This is a genomic window from Amycolatopsis sp. NBC_00438 (genome assembly GCF_036026695.1).
In the GTDB taxonomy this organism is placed as follows: Bacteria; Actinomycetota; Actinomycetes; order Mycobacteriales; family Pseudonocardiaceae; genus Amycolatopsis.
In genome coordinates this window covers 2131881-2152104 of sequence record NZ_CP107923.1, presented here as the reverse complement: position 1 = coordinate 2152104, position 20224 = coordinate 2131881, and the positions used below count along the sequence as shown (strand labels likewise).

Here is a 20224-nt window from a genome sequence, read left to right as displayed (position 1 = left end):
TTCACCGGCGGCTGTCAGGAGATCCCGAATTCGTTGTCCAGCGCCTCGAAGAGGTCTTCGTCGCTGGCCGCGTCGAGGTCGTCGTCGGCCTCGGCGGTGTCGTCCGCCGCGCGGATGTCGTCCCACTTCCACAGCAGCGTGCGCAGCCTGCTGGTGATCTCCGTGCGTGCCCGGATGTCGTCCGGGACGGCGGTCAGCCCGGCCTCGATGCCGTCCAGTTCCGCCATCAGCCGCAGCACCGGGTCGGGGTTGGCCCGGCCCGGATCGAGCTGCGCCAGCAGGAAGCGGGTGAGCGCGGCCGGTGTCGGGTGGTCGAAGACCACGGTCGCCGGCAACGGCATCCCGGTCGCGGCGGTGAGCCGGTTGCGCAGCTCGACGGCGGTCATCGAGTCGAACCCGATCTCCTTGAACGCGCTGTCGCCGCCGACCGTGCCGCGGTCGTGGCCGAGCACCGCGGCGACCAGGTCCCCCACCAGCTCCAGCACGGTTTCCTCGCGCCGGGGCTCGGGCTGGCCCAGCAGCCGCTCGGCCCAGGACTGGCCGCCGCGCGCGACGGCTTCGCGCCGCCGCGGCCGGACGGTACCGGCGGCCGGCGTCCCGGTGGGCCGGGCCACGGGCACGGCGGCGGTCCGCAGCGCCTCGACGGTGAGCACGGGCGCTCCCGACTCGTCCGCCGCCACCAGCGAGCCGTCCACAGTGGACCACCGGACGCGGAGGCTCGTGGCGCCCGTGGCGTGCAGGGTGATGCCCCGCCAGACCAGCGGTAGCCGGACCTCCCCGCCGGTCTCGTCCAGGTGCCGGTCGTGGGTGGCGGCGTCGAGCAGCGCGGGGTGGACGCCGTAGCCGCCGGTGTCGGTGCCGGGCGGCAGCTCGACCTCGGCGTAGAGGTGCTCGCCGTCGCGCCAGGCGGCGACGAGCCCCTGGAAGAGCGGGCCGTAGGCGTAGCCGAGGTCGGCCGCGGTGTCGTAGCAGGCGGCGACGTCGACGGGTTCGGCGCCCGCGGGTGGCCAGGCGGCGAGCGACCCGGGGTCACCCTCCGGAACGCCGGGGGTGAGCACGCCGGTGGCGTGGCACGTCCACGTGGCGCCGGGGTCGCCGTCGGGCCGGGCGTGGACGGTGACCACCCGGTGCCCGTCTTCGCCGGCCGCGCCGGCCACCACCTGGATCCGCACGCCGCCGCTGCCGGGCAGGGCGAGCGGGGTGGTGACGGTCAGTTCGGCGACGTGGCCGCACCCGACCTCGTCGGCGGCGTGGACGGCCAGGTCGGCGAAGGCCGCGCCGGGCACGAGCACGGCACCGCCGACGACGTGGTCGGCCAGCCACGGGTGGGTACCGCGCGAGAGACGGCCGGTGAGCACGACGCCGTCGGTCCCGGCCAGCTCCACCGTCGCGCCGAGCAGCGGGTGCGCGGCATCGGTGAGCCCGGCGGCGACGGGGTCGCCGGACCGGCCGCCGGCCACGAGCCAGTACGGCCGGCGTTGGAACGGGTAGGTGGGCAGGTCGACGTGCCGCCCACCCTCGAGGACGTCCTCCCAGCGCACCGGCGCGCCGTGGACGTACGCCTCCGCGGCGGAGGTCAGCATCCGCAGCCAGGAACCGTCGTCACGGCGAAGTGAGCCGATGGCCGTGCCGTACTCGATACCCATGGTCAGCACCGGATGCGCGCTCACCTCGATGAACAGCGAATGTCCTTCTTCGGCCAGCTTCTCGACAATCTGTCCAAACAGGACGGTCTGACGGAGGTTGCGGAACCAGTACCCCGCGTCGAGTCCGGCGGTATCGATCGGCGAACCCTCCACTGTGGAGTAGAACGCGATCTCCGAAGTCTTCGGTTCGATTCCTGCGAGAAGCCCGAGGAGTTCGTCGTGGAGGCTGTCGATGTGCGCCGAATGTGAGGCGTAGTCGACCGGGACCATCCGGGCCCGGGTTCCCTTGGCTTCAGACGCGTCGACCAGCTTCTGCAGGGCGTCGCGATCACCGGAGATCACGGTGGCGTTGGGTCCGTTGATCGCGGCGATCTCGACACCGTCGGGCAGTTCCAGACTGTCGACAGGCGCGGCGATGGAAGCCATCCCACCGTTGCCACCCATGGCCCGGATTGCCTTGCTCCGCAGCGCGACGACCTTCGCCGAGTCTTCCAGGGTGAGGGCTCCGGCGATGTAGGCGGCGGCGATTTCACCCTGCGAATGCCCGACCACCGCGTCGGGGATGACGCCGAGGGATTGCCAGAGAGTGGCGAGGCTGATCATGACCGCCCAGAGTGCGGGCTGGACTACGTCGACACGGTCGAACCCGGGTGCGCCTTCGGTACCCCGCAGCACCTCTGTCAGGGACCAGTCGGTGTGGGGCGTGAGGACGTCCGCGCAGGCCTGGATCTGCTCGGCGAACACGGGACTTCGGTCCATCAGTTCGGCGGCCATTCCGGCCCATTGGGACCCTTGCCCGGGGAACACGAACACCGTCTTGCCCGGGATCACGCTGCTTTGCACCACGTGAGCCGCCGGGGTGCCGGTGGCCAGGGCGGAGGCCCCGGTCAGCAGTGTGTCGCGGTCGCAGCCGAGAACGACCGCGCGGTGTTCGAAACCGGCCCTTGCGGCGAGGGTCCGGCCGACATCCAGGGGGTCGAGGTCGGCCGTTTCGCGTAGCTGCTGTGCCTGGGCAAGAAGCGCGTCGGCGGTCTTGGCCGACAGCAGCCACGGCACCACGTCGACCGGAGGGGACGGCTCGGGCTCCGGCGCGATCGGCGACTGTTCGATGATGACGTGCGCGTTGGTGCCGCTCACCCCGAAGGACGACACCCCGGCCCGGCGCGGCCGGTCCGCGTCCCACGGCTGCGTCTCGGTCAGCAGTTCGACGGCACCGGACTCCCAGTCCACATGGGACGACGGTTCGTCCACATGCAACGTCCGCGGCAACTGCCCATGCCGCATCGCCTCGACCATCTTGATGATCCCGGCGACACCAGCAGCAGCCTGGGTGTGCCCGATGTTCGACTTCACCGATCCGAGCCACAGTGGACGGTCGCGGTCCTGGCCGTACGTCGCGAGCAACGCCTGGGCCTCGATCGGGTCACCCAACGTCGTGCCGGTGCCGTGAGCCTCCACAACATCGACGTCAGCTGGGGAAAGCCGGGCGTTGGCCAGGGCCTGGCGGATCACCCGCTCCTGCGACGGGCCGTTCGGCGCGGTCAGGCCGTTCGAGGCGCCGTCCTGGTTGACAGCACTCCCCCGCACCACGGCGAGGACCCGGTGCCCGTGGCGCCGGGCGTCCGACAGGCGCTCCACCAGCAGCAGGCCCGCGCCTTCGGAGAAGCCGGTGCCGTCGGCGGCCGAGGCGAAGGCGCGGCAGCGGCCGTCCGTGGACAAACCGCGCTGACGGCCGAACTCGAGGAAGACCCCGGGAGTGGCCATCACCGTGACCCCGCCGGCCAGCGCCAGGGAACACTCGCCGCGCCGCAGCGCCTGGGTGGCCAGGTGCAGCGCCACCAGCGACGACGAACACGCCGTGTCCACCGTGACCGCGGGGCCTTCCAACCCGAAGGTGTAGGCCAGCCGGCCGGAGGCGACGCTCATGGTGGTGCCGGTGCCGACGTACCCGCCGAGTTCGGCCGGTACCGCGCCGGTGCCGCGGGCGTAGTCCTGCGCGATCGCGCCGACGAACACGCCCGCGTCGGTCCCGCGCACCGCGGCCGGGTCGATCCCGGCCCGTTCGAACGTCTCCCACGCCGTTTCCAGCAGCAGCCGCTGCTGCGGGTCCATGGCCAGGGCCTCGCGCGGCGAGATCCCGAAGAACGCCGGGTCGAACCCGGCCGCGCCGGTCAGGAAACCGCCACCGCGGGTGTAGGTCGTGCCGACGCGGTCGGGATCCGGGTCGTACAGCCGGTCCAGGTCCCAGCCACGGTCGTCCGGGAACGGCGAGATGGCGTCCGTTCCGTCCGCCACCAGCCGCCACAGCTCCTCGGGGGAGGACACGCCGCCGGGGAAGCGGCACGCCATCCCGACGATCGCGATCGGCTCGTCGTCCCCGGTGGTCACGGCCGGCGCCGGGGCCCGGACCGCGGCCCGGGTGCCGAGCAGCTCGCCGCGCAGGTGCCGGGCCAGCGCCACCGGCGTCGGGTGGTCGAAGACGAGGGTCGCGGGCAGCCGGGCGCCGGTCGCGGTGGCGAGCCGGTTGCGCAGCTCGACCGCGGTGAGGGAGTCGAAACCGAGCTCCTTGAACGCCCGGTCCGCGTCGACCGCGGCCGGGGCGGCGTGCCCGAGCACCGCGGCGACGTGACTCCGCACGAGGTCGAGCAGGACGCCGTCCCGGTCCCCGTCCGGCAGCCCGGCCAGCCGGTCGGCCAGCGCGGACGCCGCCCGCCCGGACCCGTCGGCCAGCGCCCGGCGGGTGGGCGTGCGGACGAGTCCGCGCAGCAGCGCGGGCACGGCGGTGTGCGCCGCCGGGGCGGCCAGCCGGATCGGCACGAGCAGCGCGGCGTCCACCGCGCACGCGGCGTCGAACAGGGCGAGCCCCTGCTCCGCCGAGAGCGGGCGGACGCCCGCGCGGGACATCCGGTCCCGGCCGGTGTGGTCCAGGTGCCCGGTCATCGCGCTGCCCGGCTCCCACAGGCCCCAGGCCAGCGACGTCACGGGCCGCGCGGCGGTGCGGTGGTGCTGGGCGAACGCGTCGAGGAAGGCGTTGGCGGCCGCGTACCCGCCCTGGCCGGCGTTGCCCAGCACACCCGCGGCCGAGGAGAACACGACGAACGCGGCGAGGTCGTCGTCGCGGGTGAGGTCGTGCAGGTTCAGCACGGCGTCGACCTTCGGGCGCCGCGCGCGGGCCAGCCGCTCCGGCGTGAGCGCGTCGAGGACGCCGTCGTCGAGCACGCCGGCGGCGTGCACCACGGCGGTCAGCGGGTGCGCGTCGGGGATGCCGGCCAGCAGCCGCGCCAGAGCGTCGCGATCGGCGGCGTCGCAGGCGACCACCGACACGTCGGCGCCGAGGCCGGCGAGCTCCGCGGCGCCCGCGGCGGCCGGGCCCTGCCGGCCGGCCAGCACCAGGTGCCGGACGCCGTGTTCGGCGACGAGGTGGCGGGCCACCAGCCCGCCGAGGGTGCCGGTGCCGCCGGTGATCAGCACGGTGCCGTCCGGGTCGAGCCGCGGCGGCATCGTGAGCACGAGCTTGCCGGTGTGGCGGGCTTGGCTCATGATCCGGAACGCCTCGGGGGCGCGCCGCACGTCCCAGGTGCGGACCGGCAGTGGCCGCAGGGCACCCGATTCGAACAGCTCGACGAGCTCGCCGAGCAGCCGCCGGATCAGCTCCGGCGCGACTTCGCGCAGGTCGAAGGCCAGGTACGAACGTCCGGGGTACTCGGCCGCGACGCGCTCGGCGTCGCGGATGTCGGTCTTGCCCATCTCGGCGAAGCGGCCGCCGTCGGCGAGCAGCCGCAGGGAGGCGTCGACGAACTCGCCCGCCAGGGAGTCGAGCACGACGTCGAAGCCGTGACCGCCGGTGCCGTCGCGGAACTTCGCCTCGAAGTCGAGGGTGCGGGAGGAGGCGATGTGCGCGTCGTCCAGGCCCAGCGCGCGCAGGGTGTCCCACTTGGCTTCGCTCGCGGTCGCGAAGACCTCGGCGCCCAGGTGCCGCGCGAGCTGGATCGCGGCCATCCCGACCCCGCCGGTCCCCGCGTGGATCAGGACCTTTTCGCCGCGTGCGAGGCGGGCCCACTCCCCCAGCCCGTAGCGGGCGGTCAGGAACACCACCGGCACCGACGCGGCCTGCTCGAACGACCAGCCCGCCGGCACCCGCGCGACGCTGCGGGCGTCGGCGACCACGACCGGGCCGAACGCGGCCGGGAACACGCCCAGCACCCGGTCCCCGGCGGCGAGTCCCGTCACCTCGGACCCGGTTTCGAGCACGACGCCCGCGCCCTCGCCGCCCATGACGGCCGCACCCGGGTACACACCCAGCGCGATGAGGACGTCCCGGAAGTTCAGGCCGGCCGCGTGCAGCGCGATCCGGACCTGGCCGGGTTCCAGCGGGTCGGTGTCCACTGTGGACGGCAGCAGCGCCAGGCCGTCGAGCGTGCCGCGGGCCGCGGTGTCCAGCCGCCACGCACCCGGCGGAGGCACCAGCGCCGCGCTGCCGGGCCGCGCCAGCCGCGGTGCGCGGATTTCGGCACCGCGCACGGCGAGCTGCGGTTCGTCGTGCGCCACGGCGGTGGCGACCGCCCGCGGCACCAGCGCTTCCGCGTCGTCGTCGAGGTCCACCAGCACGAACCGGCCGGGGTGCTCCGACTGCGCGGTGCGGACCAGGCCCCACACCGCGGCGTGCGCGAGCCCGTCGACCGGATCGCCGTCGCGGGCCGCGACGGCGCCCCGGGTCAGCACGACCAGCCGGGACCCGGCGAACGCCTCGGTCGCCAGCCACTCCTGCAGCAGGGCCAGCACCCGGCTGGTGACCTCGTGCACACCGGCGGCGAGATCGTCCCCGATGACCGGTTCGACAGGCAGCAGCACGAAGCCGGGCGCGTCCGCTTCGGCGAAGCCGGCGAGGTCCGGACGCGCCTCCATCCCGGCGACGCCGGTACCCAGCGCGGCCCACCGCGTGCCCGCGGCCGGCTCGACCGCGTCGACCGGGCTCCAGACCACCTCGAACAGGGCGTCGCCGACGCTCGGCGCACCGAGCGCACCGACGTCGACGGGGCGCGCGCCGAGCGAGCCGACCGTCACGACCGGGACGCCGTCGGCGCTCGTCGCGACGATCGAGACACCGTCGCCGTCCGGCCGGAGGGTGACCCGCAGACTGGTGGCGCCGCTGGCGTGCAGGGCGGCGCCGGTCCAGGCGAAGGGGAGCCGGATCGGGCCCTCTTCCTGGGCGAGCAGCAGCGGGTGCAGAGCGGCGTCGAGGAGCGCCGGGTGGATGCCGTAGCCGGTGACGTCGGTGCCTTCGGGCAGCCGGACCTCGGCGTGGATCACGTCGCCGTGGCGCCAGGCGGCGGTGAGGCCGCGGAAGACCGGGCCGTAGCGGTAGCCGCGCTCGGCGACCCGGTCGTAGAAGGCGCCGGTGTCGATGGTCTCGGCACCCGCCGGCGGCCACTGCGCCGGCGCGGTTTCCGGCTGGTGCGCCGGTTGCGGCGCGACCCAGCCGGTGGCGTGCGACGTCCAGCCGGTGTCGAGTCCGTCGCGGACGGACCGGGAGTGGACGGCCACCGCCCGCCGCCCGTCCGCCTCGGCGGCCCCGACGGTGACCTGGAGCCGGACGGCCTCGCCCGCCACCGGCAGCAGCGGGGCCTGCAAGACGAGTTCCTCGAGGTGGCCGCAGCCGAGGTGGTCGCCGGCGTGGACGGCCAGTTCGACGAAGGCGGTGCCGGGCAGCAGGATCATGTCGTTCACGGCGTGGTCGGCGAGCCAGGGGTGGGTGGTGAGGGAGACGACACCGGTGGCGACGAGGCCGTCGCTGTCGGCGAGTTCGACGATCGACGCGAGCAACGGGTGATCGGTGGTGGTCTGACCGAGGCTGCCGGGATCACCCGTCGTCGCGGGGCCGTCGAGCCAGTACTCCTGGCGCTGGAAGGGATAGGTGGGCAGGTCGACGTGCCGGCCGCCGTCGAACAGAGCGTCCCAGTCGACGGAGGCGCCGTGGACGTAGGCTTCCGCGGCGGAGGTCAGCATGCGTTGCCAGCAGCCGTCGTCACGGCGGAGAGTGCCGATGGCTGTGCCGTGCTCGATACCCATGGTCAGTACCGGATGGGCACTCACCTCGACGAACAACGCATGCCCGTCTTCGGCGAGCTTCCCGGTCGTCTGCCCGAAAAGGACGGTCTGACGAAGGTTACGGAACCAGTAGCCGGCGTCGAGTGCGGCGGTGTCGATGGGGGCGGCTTCGACCGTGGAATAGAACGCGATCTTCGAGGTGCGCGGTTCTATTCCGGTGAGGATGTCGAGGAGTTCGTCGTGGAGGCTGTCGATGTGGGCCGAATGCGACGCGTAGTCGACCGGCACCATCCGGGCCCGGGTTCCCTTGGCTTCGGAGGCGTCGACCAGCTTCTGCAGGGCATTGCGATCACCGGAGATCACGGTGGCGGCGGGGCCGTTGATCGCGGCGATTCCGACACCGTCGGGGAGGGTGAGGGTGTCGGCGGGTGCGGCGATGGAGGCCATGCCGCCGTTGCCGCCCATGGCCCGGATCGCCTTGCTTCGCAGTGCGACGACCTTTGCCGAGTCTTCCAGGGTGAGGGCTCCGGCGATGTAGGCCGCGGCGATCTCACCCTGCGAATGACCCACCACCGCGTCCGGGGTGACTCCGAGGGACTGCCAGAGGGTCGCCAGGCTGATCATGACGGCCCAGAGGCTCGGTTGGACCACGTCGACCCGGTCGAATCCGGGCGCGTTTTCTTTCTCCAGCAGGACGTCGGTCAACGACCAGTCGATGTGTGGGGCGAGGGCGTCTGCGCAGGCCTGGATCTGGTCGGCGAACACGGGACTGGTGTCCATCAGTTCGACGGCCATCGCGGCCCATTGGGAGCCTTGGCCGGGGAACACGAACACCGTCTTGCCGGGCGTGACTGTGCCCTGCACTACCTGGGGTGCGGGCATTCCGGTGGCCAGGGCGGTGAGACCGTCGGACAGGTCGTCGGTGCTCCGGCCGAGCACCACGGCCCGGTGGTCGAACCGGGCCCGGGCCGCCAGGGACCGGGCGACGTCCCGGACGTCACCGGAGACGTGCTCCACGAGCCGCTCGGCCTGCGCGGTGACGGCCTCGGCCGTCTTCGCCGACAGCAGCCACGGCACCACGGACAGGGGAGCTTCCGGGGCGGACGTCTCCGGAAGGGCCGGCTGTTCCAGGATGACGTGCGCGTTGGTGCCACTGACCCCGAAGGACGATACTCCGGCCCGGCGCGGCCGGTCCGCGTCCCATGGCTGTGCTTCGGTCAGCAGTTCGACGGCACCGGACGTCCAGTCCACATGGGACGACGGTTCGTCCACATGCAACGTCCGCGGCAACTGCCCGTGTCGCATCGCTTCGACCATCTTGATGATACCGGCGACACCAGCAGCGGCCTGGGTGTGGCCGATGTTGGACTTGATCGACCCCAGCCACAGTGGACAGTCCCGGTCCTGGCCGTAGGTCGCGAGAAGTGCCTGAGCCTCGATCGGGTCACCCAAGGTCGTGCCGGTGCCGTGGGCCTCCACGACGTCGATGTCGGCGGGGTTCAGGCGGGCGTTGGCGAGGGCCTGGCGGATCACTCGCTCCTGCGACGGGCCGTTCGGCGCGGTCAGGCCGTTGGAGGCGCCGTCCTGGTTGACCGCGCTCCCCCGCACCACAGCGAGGATTTGGTGGCCGTTGCGTTGGGCGTCCGAGAGTCGCTCGACCAGCAGCAGACCGACGCCTTCGCCCCAGCCGGTGCCGTCGGCGGCGTCGGCGAAGGGCTTGCAGCGCCCGTCCGGGGACAGGCCGCGCTGACGGCTGAAGCCGACGAACGTGCCGGGCGTCGCCATCACCGTCACCCCGCCCGCCAGCGCGAGGGAACACTCCCCGCGTCGCAGGGCCTGGGCCGCCAGATGCAGTGCCACCAGCGACGACGAGCACGCCGTGTCGATCGTGACGGCGGGGCCTTCGAGCCCGAAGGTGTAGGCCAGCCGGCCCGACGCCACGCTTCCCGCGCTGCTGGTCGCGTAGTACGACTCGAGGTCTTCCGGGATGTTGCCGACCGCGAACCGCATGCCGTAGTCGTTGTACATCACTCCGGTGAACACGCCGGTGTCGCTGCCGCGCACCGAATCCGGGTCGATTCCCGCCCGTTCGAACGCTTCCCATGCCGTCTCCAGCAGCAGCCGCTGCTGGGGGTCTGTCGCGGCGGCTTCGCGCGGTGACATCCCGAAGAAGCCCGGGTCGAAGTCGCCTGCGTCGTACAGGAAGCCGCCTTCGCGGGTGTAGGACGTTCCCGGGTGCTCGGGGTCCGGGTCGTAGAGCCCGGCGAGGTCCCAGCCCCGGCCCGTGGGGAACGGGCCGATCGCGTCGCCGCCGTCGGCGACCAGCCGCCACAGGTCTTCCGGCGACGACACGCCGCCGGGGAACCGGCAGGCCATGCCGACGATCGCGACCGGCTCGTCGAGGTCCGTGGCCGCGACCGCCACCCGGGCCGCCCGCTGCGCCCCGAGCACGAGGTCCCGCAGGTGCCGGGCCAGGGCCGCCGGGTTCGGGTAGTCGAACACAAGCGTCGCGGGCAGGCGGACGCCGGTCGCGGTGCTCAGCCGGTTGCGCAGCTCCACCGCGGTCAGCGAGTCGAACCCCAGCCCGCTGAACGCGCCGGCCGGGTCGACCGCGGCCGGCGACGCGTGCCCGAGCACCGCGGCGGTGGTGCCGAGCACGAGGTCGAGCAGCACCGTGTCCTGTTCGGACTCCGGAAGTGCCGAAAGCCGTTGCGCCAGCGCGGAAGCACCGGTCGTGCCGGAGACGCGCCGGGCCGGCGCGCGGACGATCCCGCGCAGCAGCGGCGCGATCTCACCCTCGGCGGCCTGTGCCCGCAGAGCCGCGCGGTCGAACCAGGCCGGCACCACCAGCGCCTCACCGGACCCGCAGGCGGTGTCGAAGAGTGTGAGGCCTTCTTCGGTGGTGATGGGGCTGATGCCGTTGTGGTGGAGTCGACGGTGGGCGGTGTGGTCGAGGTGTCCGGTCATGCCGGTGGCGTCTTGCCAGAGTCCCCAGGCGAGGGAGATAGCGGGCAGGTCCTGGGTGTGGCGGTGGTGGGCGAGGGCGTCGAGGTAGGTGTTGGCGGCGGCGTAGTTGGCTTGTCCGGGGGTGCCGAGGGTGCCGGCGAGGGAGGAGAACAGGACGAACGCGTCGAGGTTGTGGGTGAGTTCGTGGAGGTTCCGGGCGGCGTCGATTTTGGGTCGTAGGACGGTGTCGAGTTGTTGTGGTGTGAGGTTTTCCAGGGTGGCGTCGTCGAGGACGCCGGCGGCGTGGATGACAGCCGTGAGCGGGGGTTCGATCCTGTTGAGGAGGGTGGTGAGGTCGTCGCGGTCGGCGGCGTCGCAGGCGACGATGTCGACGTGAGCCCCGAGTGCGGTGAGTTCGTCCCGCAGTTCGGGGGCGCCGGGGGCCTCGGGGCCGCGTCGGCTGGTCAGTACCAGGTGCCGGATGTTGTGGTGGGTGGTGAGGTGGCGGGCGATGGTGGTGGCGAGGGTGCCGGTGCCGCCGGTGATGAGGACGGTCCCGTCGGGGTTGAAGGCAGCCGGTTGGGCGGTGGTGGGGGTGAGTCGGGGTGTGTAGATGTGGCCGTCGCGGATGGCGAGTTGGGGTTCGCCGGTGGCGACGGCGGCCGGGATCGCTCGGGTTGAGGCGGGGTTGTCGTCGAGGTCGATGAGGATGATCCGGTCGGGGTGTTCACTCTGGGCGCTGCGGATGAGGCCCCAGACCGGTGCTGCGGTGAGGTCGAGGGGGGCGTGGGGTTGGGCGGCGATGGCGTTGCGGGTGGTGACGAGGAGGGAGGTGTCGTTGTGGGTGAGGTGGTGTTGGAGGTGGTGGAGGGTGTCGTGGGTGAGGGTGGTGGGGCTGTGGTGGCTGGGTTCGATGTGCAGGGTTGTGTAGTCGGTGGTGTGGTGGCCGGGGGTGGCGGGGATCCACTCCACCCGGAACAGCGAACGCTGGGCGACCAGGTCGTTCGTCGCGGCTTCCCGGCTCAGCAGCGACTCCACGGTCACCACCGGAGTTCCGGCTCCGTCCACTGCGGACACCGCGACGGCGTCGTCCGCCCGAGCGGACAGCCGGACCCGAAGGACCCGCGTGTCAGTCGGCCGGACGGCCACGCCCTGCCACGAAAACGGCAGCCGGACGCCCCGCGTGCCACGGCGATCGACCACCGCGAGGTGCAGCGCCGCGTCGAGCAAGGCCGGGTGGACGTCGAACCCGGTGACGTCAGTGTCCTCGGGCACCGCGACCTCGGCGTACAGATCCTCCCCGGCGCGCCAGGCCGCGACGAGCCCCTGGAACAGCGCGCCGTACTCGTAGCCCGCCGCAGCCAGTTCGTCGTAACAGCCGTCGATGTCGATCGCCTCGGCACCCGCCGGCGGCCACTCCGCGGGGAAGTCCCCGGCCGAGACGCCGCCCTCGGGGGCGACGCGGCCAGAGGCGTGCCGCACCCAGTCCTCGTCGTCGTCCGCGGGCCGGGAATGGATCGCGACCTCACGGCTTCCGTCTGTACCGGCGGCGCCGATCACGACCTGGAGGTGACGAGCGTCGGGCCCGGCCAGCACGAGCGGCGCTTCCAGGGTCAGCTCGTCCACGTGTCCGCAGTGGACGCTCCGGCCGACGTGCCCGGCCAGCTCGACGAACGCGGTCCCGGGCAGCAGGACGGTACCGTTGACGGCGTGGTCCGCGAGCCACGGATGCGTGGCCAGGGACAGCTTGCCGGTGGCGAGGAGCCCGTCGGTGCCGGCGAGCGTGACGGTCGCACCGAGCAGCGGATGCCCGGCCGGGACCTGGCCGATACTGCCGGGATCACCCGTCACCGGGCTGTCGAGCCAGTAGTCCTGACGCTGGAACGGGTAGGTGGGCAGGTCGACGTGCCGCCCGCCGTGGAGGAGGGTGTCCCAGCGCACCGGAGCACCCTGGACGTACGCCTCCGCGGCAGAGGTCAGCATCCGCAGCCAGGAGCCGTCGTCACGGCGCAACGAGCCGATGGCTGTGCCGTGCTCGATGCCCATGGCCAACACCGGATGGGCGCTCACCTCGACGAACAACGCATGCCCGTCCTCGGCCAGCTTCCCGGTCGTCTGCCCGAAGAGGACGGTCTGACGGAGGTTGCGGAACCAGTACCCCGCGTCTAGTCCGGCGGTGTCGATCGGCGCACCCTCGACCGTGGAATAGAACGCGATTTCCGACGTTCTCGGTGCAATGCCGTCGAGTACGGCGAGGAGCTCGTCGTGAAGGCTGTCAATGTGCGCCGAATGCGATGCGTAATCGACCGGGACCATCCGCGCCCGGATCCCGTTGGACTCGGAAGCGTCAACCAGATTCTGCAAGGCGTCGCGGTCACCCGAGATCACCGTGGCGGTGGGGCCGTTGATCGCGGCGATTCCGACACCCTCAGGCAGGGTGAGGCTGTCGGCGGGGGCGGCGATGGACGCCATGCCGCCGTTGCCGCCCATGGCCCTGATCGCCTTGCTTCGCAACGCGACGACCTTCGCCGAGTCCTCCAGCGACAACGCTCCCGCAATGTAGGCCGCGGCGATCTCACCCTGCGAATGACCCACCACCGCGTCGGGGACGACTCCGAGAGATCGCCAGAGGGTCGCCAGGCTGATCATGACCGCCCACAACGCGGGCTGGACCACGTCGACCCGGTCGAACCCAGGCGCACCTTCGGTACCCCGTAGGACGTCGGTCAACGACCAGTCGACGTGGGGGGCGAGGGCATCGCCGCAAGCCTGGATCTGGTCGGCGAACACGGGACTGGCGTCCATCAGTTCGGCGGCCATCCCGGCCCATTGGGAACCTTGGCCGGGGAACACGAACACCGTCTTACCCGGGACCACACTGCCCCGCACTACCTGGGGTGCGGGCATGCCGGTGGCCAGGACGGTCAGCCCGTCCCGGAGTTCGTCGCGGTCGCGCCCGAGGATGACTGCGCGCTGCTCGAACCGCGCCCGGCCGATCAGGGACCGGCCGACATCCAAGAGGTCGAGGTCGGTGGTCTCGCGCAGCTGCTGCGCCTGGGCAAGAAGCGCGTCGGCGGTCTTGGCCGACAGCAGCCACGGCACCACGTCGACCGGAGGGGACGGCTCAGGCTCCTCCACAACCGACGGTTGCTCGATGATGACGTGCGCATTGGTGCCGCTGACCCCGAAGGACGACACCCCGGCCCGGCGCGGCCGGTCCGCGTCCCACGGCTGTGCTTCGGTCAGCAGTTCGACGGACCCGGATGTCCAGTCCACATGGGACGACGGTTCGTCCACATGCAACGTCCGCGGCAACTGTTCGTGCCGCATGGCTTCGACCATCTTGATGATCCCGGCGACGCCGGCGGCGGCTTGGGTGTGGCCGATGTTGGACTTGATCGATCCGAGCCACAGTGGACGGTCGCGGTCCTGGCCGTAGGTCGCGAGAAGCGCCTGGGCCTCGATCGGGTCACCCAAGGTCGTGCCGGTGCCGTGAGCTTCCACGACATCGACGTCGGCGGGCGAAAGCCGGGCATTGGCCAGGGCCTGGCGGATCACCCGCTCCTGCGACGGGCCGTTCGGCGCCGTGAGGCCGTTGGAGGCGCCGTCCTGATTGACCGCACTCCCCCGCACCACAGCGAGAATCTGACGGCCATTGCGTTGGGCGTCCGACAGTCGCTCGACCAGCAGCAGCCCGACGCCCTCGCCCCAGCCGGTGCCATCGGCGGCGTCGGCGAAGGGCTTGCAGCGGCCGTCCGGGGACAACCCGCGCTGGCGGCTGAAGCCGACGAACGTGCTCGGCGTCGCCATCACCGTCACCCCGCCCGCCAGGGCCAGGGAACACTCCCCACGTCGCAGGGCCTGCGCGGCCAGGTGCAACGCCACCAGGGACGACGAACACGCCGTGTCCACGGTGACGGCGGGGCCCTCCAGCCCGAAGGTGTAGGCCAGCCGGCCCGACGCGACACTTCCCGCGCTGCTCGTCGCGTAGTACGACTCCAGGTCCTCGGGGAGGTGACCGGCCGCGAAGCGGGTCGCGTAGTCGTCGTACATGACCCCGGTGAACACGCCGGTGTCGCTGCCGCGCACCGAACCCGGGTCGATCCCGGCCCGTTCGAACGTCTCCCAGGCCGTCTCCAGCAGCAGCCGCTGCTGCGGGTCGGTCGCGGCGGCTTCGCGCGGTGACATCCCGAAGAACGCCGGGTCGAACGCCGCCGCGTCGTAGAGGAAACCTCCCTCGCGGGCGTAGGACGTACCCGCCCGGTCGGGGTCCGGGTCGTACAGGCCGGCGAGGTCCCAGCCGCGGTCGGCCGGGAACGGGCCGATGGCGTCGCCACCTTCGGCGACCAGCCGCCACAGGTCTTCCGGCGACGACACGCCACCGGGGAACCGGCAGGCCATGCCCACGATCGCGACCGGCTCGTCCGTGGCCGTCGCCGCGATCACCGGCGACGGCGCCGCCGGGGCGCCACCGAGTCCGATGTGCAGGAAGGCGGCCAGGGCGGCCGGGTTCGGGTGGTCGAAGATCAGCGTCGCGGGCAGGCGCAGCCCGGTCGCGGCGCCGAGCCGGTTGCGCAGTTCCACCGCCGTCAGCGAGTCGAAGCCCAGGTCGGCGAACGCGCCGGCCGGGTCGATCGCGGCCGGTGACGCGTGGCCCAGTACCGCCGCGGTGGTCGTGCGGACGAGGTCGAGGAGCTGTTCCGGGCTCGAGGTGGCCTCGAGCCGGACCGGCGCCGCCGTGGCCCGGCGGGCCGGCAGGATCGCGCGCAGCACCGCGGGCGGATCTTCGACGGGTCGTGACGACACGGCGAGGGGCGCCAGGGTGGCCGCGGGGGTGCGCAGGGCGTCGTCGAACAGGGCGAGCGCGTGTTCCGCGCTCAGGGGGAGCGTGCCGGTGCGGCGGAGGCGCTGCCGGTCGGTGGCCGTCAGGTCTCCGGCCATGCCGGTGGCGTCTTCCCAGAGGCCCCAGGCCAGGGAGGTCGCAGGCAGGCCCTGGGTGTGGCGGTGGTGGGCCAGGGCGTCGAGGAAGGTGTTGGCGGCCACGTAGGCGCCTTGCCCGGCGTTGCCGATGGTGCCCGCGAGGGAGGAGAACAGGACGAACGCGTCGAGGTTTCCGGTGAGTTCGTGCAGGTTCCAGGCGGCGTCGATCTTGGGCCGCAGGACCGTGTCCAGTTGCTGTGGTGTGAGGGTTTCCACCACCGCGTCGTCGAGGACGCCGGCGGTGTGGACGACGGCGCTGAGCGGTGGCTCGATCCCGTCGAGGAGGGCAGCGAGGGCGTCGCGATCGGCGGCGTCGCAGGCCACGATGTCGACGCGGGCGCCCAGCTCGGTGAGTTCGTGGTGGAGTTCGGGTGCTCCCGGTGCGTCGGGGCCGCGCCGGCTGACGAGGGTCAGGTGCCGGACCCCGCGGGTGACGAGGTGGCGGGCGGTGAGGCGGCCGAGGGTGCCGGTGCCGCCGGTGACGAGCACCGTGCCGGCCGGATTCCACTCCGCGGCGTCCGGCCGGGGTGCGGGTGCGGGCGCGAGCCGCGGTGTCACCACGACGCCACCGCGGACAGCGAGCTGTGCCTCCCCCGTGGCCGCGGCGGCCGCCACCGCGGTCCGCGACGCGGGGTCGTCGTCAACGTCGACGAGCACGAACCGGCCCGGGTGCTCGGCCTGCGCGGCGCGCACCAGGCCCCACAGGGGTGCCGCGGCGGGCTCGACGGGTTCGCCGGCGCCGGTGGCCACCGCGTGCCGCGTGACGACGACCAGCGGGCCCTCTTCGGCACCGGCGAGCCGCTCCTGGATCCGGCGCAGGGCCGCGTGGGCCGCGGCTCGCGCACCTTCCGCGCCGACGCCGGCCGGCTCGGGCTCCCACACCGTCAGGTCTGTTGTGGACTCCGGTGCCACGATCGGCTGCCAGTCCATTGTGTACAGTGCGCCACGGCGGCTCGGGCCCGAGGCGAGCTGCGCGGCGGCTACCGGACGGGTCACCAGCGCGTCGACGGTGAGCACCGGAGCACCCGATTCGTCGGTCGCCAGCAACGAAATCCGATCGTCCGAAGTGGACAGGTGCACGCGAAGCGCGGTGGCTCCGGTGGCGTGCAGGGTCACTCCGGACCACGAGAACGGCAGCCGGAGCTCGTCGCCGGCGCGGTCGAGGAGCTGGACGTGCAGGGCCGCGTCCAGCAGGGCGGGGTGCAGGCCGAAGCCCGTGACGTCGGTGCCCTCGGGCAGGCGTACTTCGGCGTAGCGGTCGGTCCCCCGCCGCCAGGCGGAACGCACGCCGGCGAACAGCGGGCCGTACTCGTAGCCGTCGCCGGCCAGGTCGGCGTAGAAGCCGGTGACCTCGACCGGGACGGCGTCCGGCGGCGGCCAGGCCGCCGGGGGAACCGGGGCGGCCGGGGTGTCGGTGCTCAGCTGCCCGGTGGCGTGGCGGACCCATTCGCCGTCGTCGACGTCGTCGGGCGCGGAGTGGACGGCGAACCGGCGCTGCCCGTGCTCGCCGGGGGCGCCGACGGTGACCTGCACACGGCGGGCGGTGTCGAGGACGAGCGGTGCTTCGACGACCAGGTCGGCGAGGTGGCCGCAGCGGACGTGGTCACCGGCGCGGACGGCCATCTCGACGAACGCCGCCGCGGGCAGCAGGACGGTGCCGGCGACCGCGTGATCGGCCAGCCAGGGGTGCGAGGCCGGGGAAAGCCGCCCGGTCGCGACGACGCCGTCGGAGTCGGCCAGCTCGACGACGGCCCCCAGCAGCTGGTGCCCGGAGGTGGCGAGCCCGAGCCCGGCCGCGTCCGCCGGAGCTGCGCCGCTGTCGAGCCAGAAAGTGTCGTGCTGGAAGGGGTAGGTGGGGAGGGCGACGCGGTGGTGGTCGGGGTGCAGGGTGTCCCAGTCCAGGGGGACGCCGTGGGCGTGCACCGTCGCCAACGCCGCCGTGAACGTGTCGGGTTTGTCGGGGCTCAGGACCGCAACCGCGGGAACATCCCCGGCCAACGCGGTCAACGTCGCCGCCGGACCCAGCTCCAACAACACCGTGACACCGCGCTCGCGCAAACACCTCAGACCATCAGCGAACCGGACCGTGGCCCGCACATGCTCCACCCAGTAACCCGGATCCGACAACACCCCCGACAGATCACCGGTCACGTTCGACACCACCGGAATCGTCGGCGACCGATACGTGACCGTGTCGGCGACTTCCCGGAACCGGGCCAGCATCGGCTCCATCAACGGCGAATGAAACGCATGCGACACCACCAGCCGCTTGGTCCGCCGGCCCGGGAACCCGGCCGCGACCTCCGCCACCGCCGCCTCCGGACCCGAGATCACCACCGAACCGGGAGCGTTGACCGCCGCCACCGACACCCCCGCCGGCAACACCAGCTCCTCCTCACCGGCCTCGAGCGCGAACATCGCACCACCAGCCGGAAGCGCCTGCATCAACCGGCCCCGCGCCGCCACCAGCCGGCACGCGTCACCCAGATCGAACACCCCACCCAGATACGCCGCGGCGATCTCCCCGACCGAATGCCCGATCAGATAATCCGGAACCACACCGCAATGGGTGACCAACCGGAACAACGCCACTTCCACCGCGAACAACGCCGCCTGCGTCCCCGCCGTCCGATCCAGCAGAACCCGATCACCGAGCACCTCCCGCACCGGCCGTTCCAGCAACGGATCCAGCACCGCACACGCCTCGTCGAACGCCGCCGCGAACACCGGCTCCGACTCGTACAACCCGGCACTCATACCGGGATACTGCGAACCCTGACCACTGAACATGAACCCCAGCACCGCACCACCGGCCGGCACCGTCGCGGTGACCACATTCGCCGCCACCCGGCCCTGCGCCACCGCCCGCAGACCCTCCCGCAACGCAAACCCGTCACCAGCACCGTCACCGATCACCACCGCCCGATGCGGCAACGCCGCCCGGGTCATCCCCAACGACCACGCCACCGCACCCGCGTCCGCATCCTCCACCGCACCGGCCACCCGCCCGGCCAGCTCCCGCAACCCCCCACCCGAACCCGCCGACACCGACCACAACACCACACCCGAACCCGACACCGACCCCGGAAGCGTCTCCGGGACGTCGCCCTCTTCGAGGATCACGTGGGCGTTCGTGCCGCTGATGCCGAAGGACGACACCCCGGCGCGCCGCGGCGCGTCGTCGGTCCGCGGCCACTCGATCGGCTCGGTCACCGGGCGGACCGCGCCCGACGTCCAGTCCACCCGCGGGGTCGGCTCCGTGACGTGCAGGGTCGGCGGTACCAGGCCGTGGCGCAGCGCGAGGACGGTCTTGATCACGCCGGCCACGCCCGCGGCCGCCTGGGCGTGGCCGATGTTCGACTTCACCGAGCCCAGCCACACCGGCCGCTCGCGGCCGGCGCCGTAGGTGGCCTGCAACGCCCGGGCCTCGATCGGGTCGCCGAGGACGGTGCCGGTACCGTGCGCCTCGACGACGTCGACGTCCGATGTGGACAGTCGGGCGTCGGCGAGGGCCTGGCGGATCACGCGTTCCTGCGACGGGCCGTTCGGCGCGGTCAGCTGGCTGCTCGTGCCGTCCTGGTTGACCGACGAACCGCGCACCACCGCCAGGACCGGGTGGCCGAGCCGCCGCGCCTGCGAAAGCCGTTCCAGCACCAGGACGCCGACGCCTTCGCCGAGGCCGGTGCCCGCGGCGTCCGCGGAGAACGCGCGGACGCGGGCGTCCGGCGCGAGGCCGCGCTGGCGGCTGAAGTCGATCAGCGCGGCCGGGGTGGACATCACGGTCACGCCGCCGGCGATCGCCTGCGAGCACTCACCTCGCCGCAGCGCCTGCACGGCCAGGTGCAGTGCCACCAGCGACGACGAGCACGCGGTGTCGATCGTGACGGCGGGACCCTCGAACCCGAAGGTGTAGGCCAGGCGGCCGGAGGCGATGCTGCCCGCGCTGCCGTTGAGGACGTAGCCCTCGATGTCCTCGGGTACCCGGCGCAGCCGTGAGCCGTAGTCGTTGTACATCACGCCGGTGAACACGCCGGTGTCGGTGCCCCGCAGCGACGGCATCGGGATGCCCGCCTGCTCGACGGCCTCCCACGTCACCTCCAGCAGCAGCCGCTGCTGCGGGTCGGTGGCCAGTGCTTCGCGGGGCGAGATCCCGAAGAAGGCCGGGTCGAACCCGGCGGCGTCGTGCAGGAACCCGCCCTCGCGCGCCGAGCAGCTGCCCGGGCGTTCGCCGGCGGGGTCGTGCAGCCGCGCCAGGTCCCAGCCGCGGTCCTCGGGGAACGGCGTGATGGCGTCCCCGCCGGAAGCGACCAGCCGCCAGAGGTCCTCCGGCGTGCGCACGCCGCCGGGGAAGCGGCAGGCCATCCCGACGATCGCGATCGGCTCGCGCTGCGCCGACTCGGCCTCCTGCAGGCGGCGGCGGGTCTGGTGCAGGTCGGCCGTGACCCGCTTGAGGTACTCGCGGAGCTTGTCTTCGTTCGCCATCGGCAGGGGTTCTCCTTGGACGACCACGGCACGCGGGCACGACTGACCGACGTGCCCGACGAGCACCGTCGGACGTCGCGCTAACGCCCCCCTTTGCCCGGTCTAAAGGCAGCGCTGCTTTA

The 20224-nt window shown here is 72.8% G+C and carries 1 protein-coding gene; it reads right to left on the bottom strand.

Going from position 1 to position 20224, the window contains the following annotated elements; translation table 11 throughout:
- Positions 1-14 precede the first annotated feature (14 nt).
- A complete protein-coding gene (locus OG494_RS10105; protein WP_328454220.1) occupies positions 15-20102 on the bottom strand; it encodes an SDR family NAD(P)-dependent oxidoreductase in 20088 nt (6695 codons plus the stop codon).
- Positions 20103-20224: the final 122 nt, after the last annotated feature.

What these genes read in the sequence shown, in the direction of transcription:
- OG494_RS10105 (WP_328454220.1), bottom strand. Translation starts at nt 20,102, where the DNA reads ATGGCGAACGAAGACAAGCTCCGCGAGTACCTCAAGCGGGTCACGGCC.